Origin of the sequence: Frisingicoccus sp. (genome assembly GCA_016298055.1) — a bacterium.
Lineage (GTDB): Bacteria > Bacillota > Clostridia > Lachnospirales > Lachnospiraceae > Frisingicoccus.
Genome location: JAEDDO010000212.1, coordinates 1 through 2,966 on the forward strand (window position 1 = coordinate 1; position 2,966 = coordinate 2,966).

At 40.3% G+C, this 2,966-nt stretch carries 2 protein-coding genes; both read left to right on the forward strand.

Annotation, left to right across the window (positions count from 1 at the left end):
- Positions 1–64: 64 nt before the first annotated feature.
- Entirely contained in the window at positions 65–1,966 is a 1,902-nt protein-coding gene (locus tag QZZ35_RS10675; RefSeq protein ID WP_291237388.1) for a tyrosine-type recombinase/integrase, read from the forward strand.
- Entirely contained in the window at positions 1,966–2,949 is a 984-nt protein-coding gene (locus QZZ35_RS10680) for a tyrosine-type recombinase/integrase (protein ID WP_291237389.1), read from the forward strand. Before QZZ35_RS10675 ends, QZZ35_RS10680 begins: the two co-directional genes overlap by 1 nt.
- Positions 2,950–2,966: the final 17 nt, after the last annotated feature.

A 2,966-nucleotide genomic window follows, 5' to 3' on the forward strand; every position in this document is an offset into this window, starting at 1 on the left:
AAGATGAGGATAACATATTTTATGTGATAATGGAATCGCATTAAAATCGAAAGGATGTGATTTCATGAATTATGCTGATACCGTCGAAAAGGTAATGTCACTACTTAAAGAAAAGAAGGTGTGTTCAAGCAGTAGAAAGTCGCATAGGGACTGTTATGAATCTCTTGGATCGTATCTCGACCAAAATAGCACCGAGTATACGGTCAAAGCGCGTGATGAATGGTTTGCTGAGATTAAGAAAAGCCTTCCTTCACAGCGATGTGTCATATGGATCCGATATGTATACCAGTTAGAGGAAATGGATTCTTCAGGAACAGTATCTAACCGCAGGTTATATCTAAATCAATCAATATACGATAAACTTCCAGTTTCATGGAAAGATGATCTTGATTTCTATCTTGAAGACTGTTGTAAACGTTATACAAAACGCACATTAGAATTAACACGTACCTATTGTTCCGAAGGGTTACTCATTTTTGATGAAATTGGAGTTGTCAATATATCAGATATCTCATACGAAGCGGTACTGATACTTGTAAACACAAAAATGTATCAATCAGATGAAACCAGAAACGTGATCCTTAATTACACGGCTCGGATGATACAGTTCTATGAAAAGATCGGGAAATGCACAAAGCCATACAGTCTTCTCTTTAACAGTCAGATTTATCCTCATATCGGGTTGATCGATACGTTTTGTTCAGAGAATAAAGCAGCTTTACAGAAAACGATAGATGTAATTATGTCAGCCGCAGACTTTAAAGGAAAGATTGAGCCTTTTATCGAATGCCTGCAAGCCCATGGATATATCGGTACTACTTTGAAACTGGCAAAACATGCATTAACAGCTTTTTATCTGTTTCTGGATATACATGATCTTGGTTATCATCCGGATATCGTTTGGATATGGTTCTCTGAGGTAAAAAATACACTGGGAACTTCCTGGCTTCACTGGAGAAGAGTTCTGAGTTTTTGTAATGAATATCTTCTTAGCGGCGATATCCACCCGGGCGGGAAATATAAATACATTCCTACCATATATGATGAACTCCCTGAATGGTGTAAGGAAGCCGTCGCAGGTCTTTTAGAACAGAAAAAACGTGAATATCGCGAAAGCGGTACACTTAAATCTTATCGATGTTCCTGTGCAAGCTTTTGTCTGTTTTTGATCGATCATGGGTATGACAGTTTCAAACAGATTTCTCCAGAGATAATCAAAGAATTCTCAATCCAGGATGAACATTCCACATTTAAAGGCCGTGCCACCCGCTTTGTAATCGTAAGAGCCTTCCTACGCTATCTTGATGAACATCGATATACAGAAAGACATGGTCTGGATCAATGCCTTATATCAGGAAGTGCACCCGTAGATAAGATCATCGATGTTTTGTCCGATGAACAGATTCAGAGGATCCAGGAGTACCGGCTGACCCATAATGCCCCTGTAGAACTTCGCGACATTGCCATTGTTTTGCTTGGCCTAAAAACAGGACTGAGGGCCTATGATATCCTGGCACTCCGTTTTCAGGATATCGACTGGAAGAAATGCCAGATCTCAATCATCATGAAAAAAACTAAAACACAGATTACTCTTCCAATGCCTGTTGAAGTGGGAAATGCTATATATTCATACCTGAAATACGGCAGACCTGATGCAGAAAGCGATTTTATTTTTGTAAGATCCAAAGCCCCGTATGGAAGATTGACTGGTAAAGTATGTACCAGAGCACTTTACCGTATCCTGCCCGAAAGAAATGATGTAAAGGGCGGCGGTTTTCATGTGACACGCAGGACTTTTGCTACAAATCTGCTGAAAAATCATGCCGGCATCGATGATGTAATGGATGCACTTGGTCATCGTGATCCGACAAGCGTAATGAAATACCTTCTTCTGGATGATGAAAGAAGCAGAAAATGCGGATTATCATTGTCAGGTACCGGACTGATGTTGGAAGGAGGTCTGTAATGAAGATCATCGGATATGAATATCAAAGCTGTTTTGCTCCGTATATTAAACAGTTTCTACAGGAAAAGCGGTCTGTTGGATTCACTTATGAAACTGAAGAATGGAAACTGAAACATTTTGACGATTTTTGTGTAAAAGAATCCGTTATACAGCCATATCTCAGCAGGGAACTGGTCAAAAAATGGGGGACATTGCGTGAAGGAGAAGCATTATCTACCTGTTCAGCACGTACTTCTATAATCCGTCAGTTTGCGTTATTCATGATCTCCCTCGGTGAGGAAGCATATATTCCGTCGAATTTTTATAAATGTGAAAAAAGACTGGTGCATGTCTTGTCAGATGATGAAATATCAGCATTCTTTCATGAAATCGACAGTTATTCTCCAGAGATAAAAGTGCCCTCGTTTTTGCGTCTGTCTACAGAGTATAAAGTGATCTTCAGATTGATCTATTGTTGTGGCCTGCGTATTTCAGAAGCGAGAAAACTGAAGTGGAGTGATGCAGATCTTGAAGCGGGAACATTAAAAATCATGCAGTCAAAAGGTCATAAAGACAGGCTGATATATATGTCTGATGATCTTGCTGTGTTAATGAAGGAATATAAGACAATACTGAATGATCATCATGGATGCGTATCAGAATGGGTTTTCCCTGCAAGAGAACCGGGCAACTGCCTGTGTTCTGTCACTATAAACGCAGCATTTCGCAGGGCATGGAATGCAACACCATATGCAGAAGGCTGTGACAAAACTCCTACTGTTCACTGCCTCAGACATAGCTTTGTAGTAAAAAGGATGAATCTCTGGATGGAAGAAGGTGTCGCACTTAAGGAAATGCTTCCATTTCTGAGCCGGTATCTGGGACATCAGAGTACGGATGATACTTTTTATTATTACCATCAGGTCAGCGAAGCTTTCCGGATCATCAGAGACAGGGACAAGACTTCAGGTTTCGTTATCCCGGAGGTGACTGACCATGAGTAGAAAAAAAGCGGAAAAGA

Bases quoted from the DNA above. Each gene is read 5' to 3' on its own strand.
- QZZ35_RS10680 (WP_291237389.1), top strand. From the start codon at position 1,966: ATGAAGATCATCGGATATGAATATCAAAGCTGTTTTGCTCCGTATATT.
- QZZ35_RS10675 (WP_291237388.1), top strand. From the start codon at position 65: ATGAATTATGCTGATACCGTCGAAAAGGTAATGTCACTACTTAAAGAA.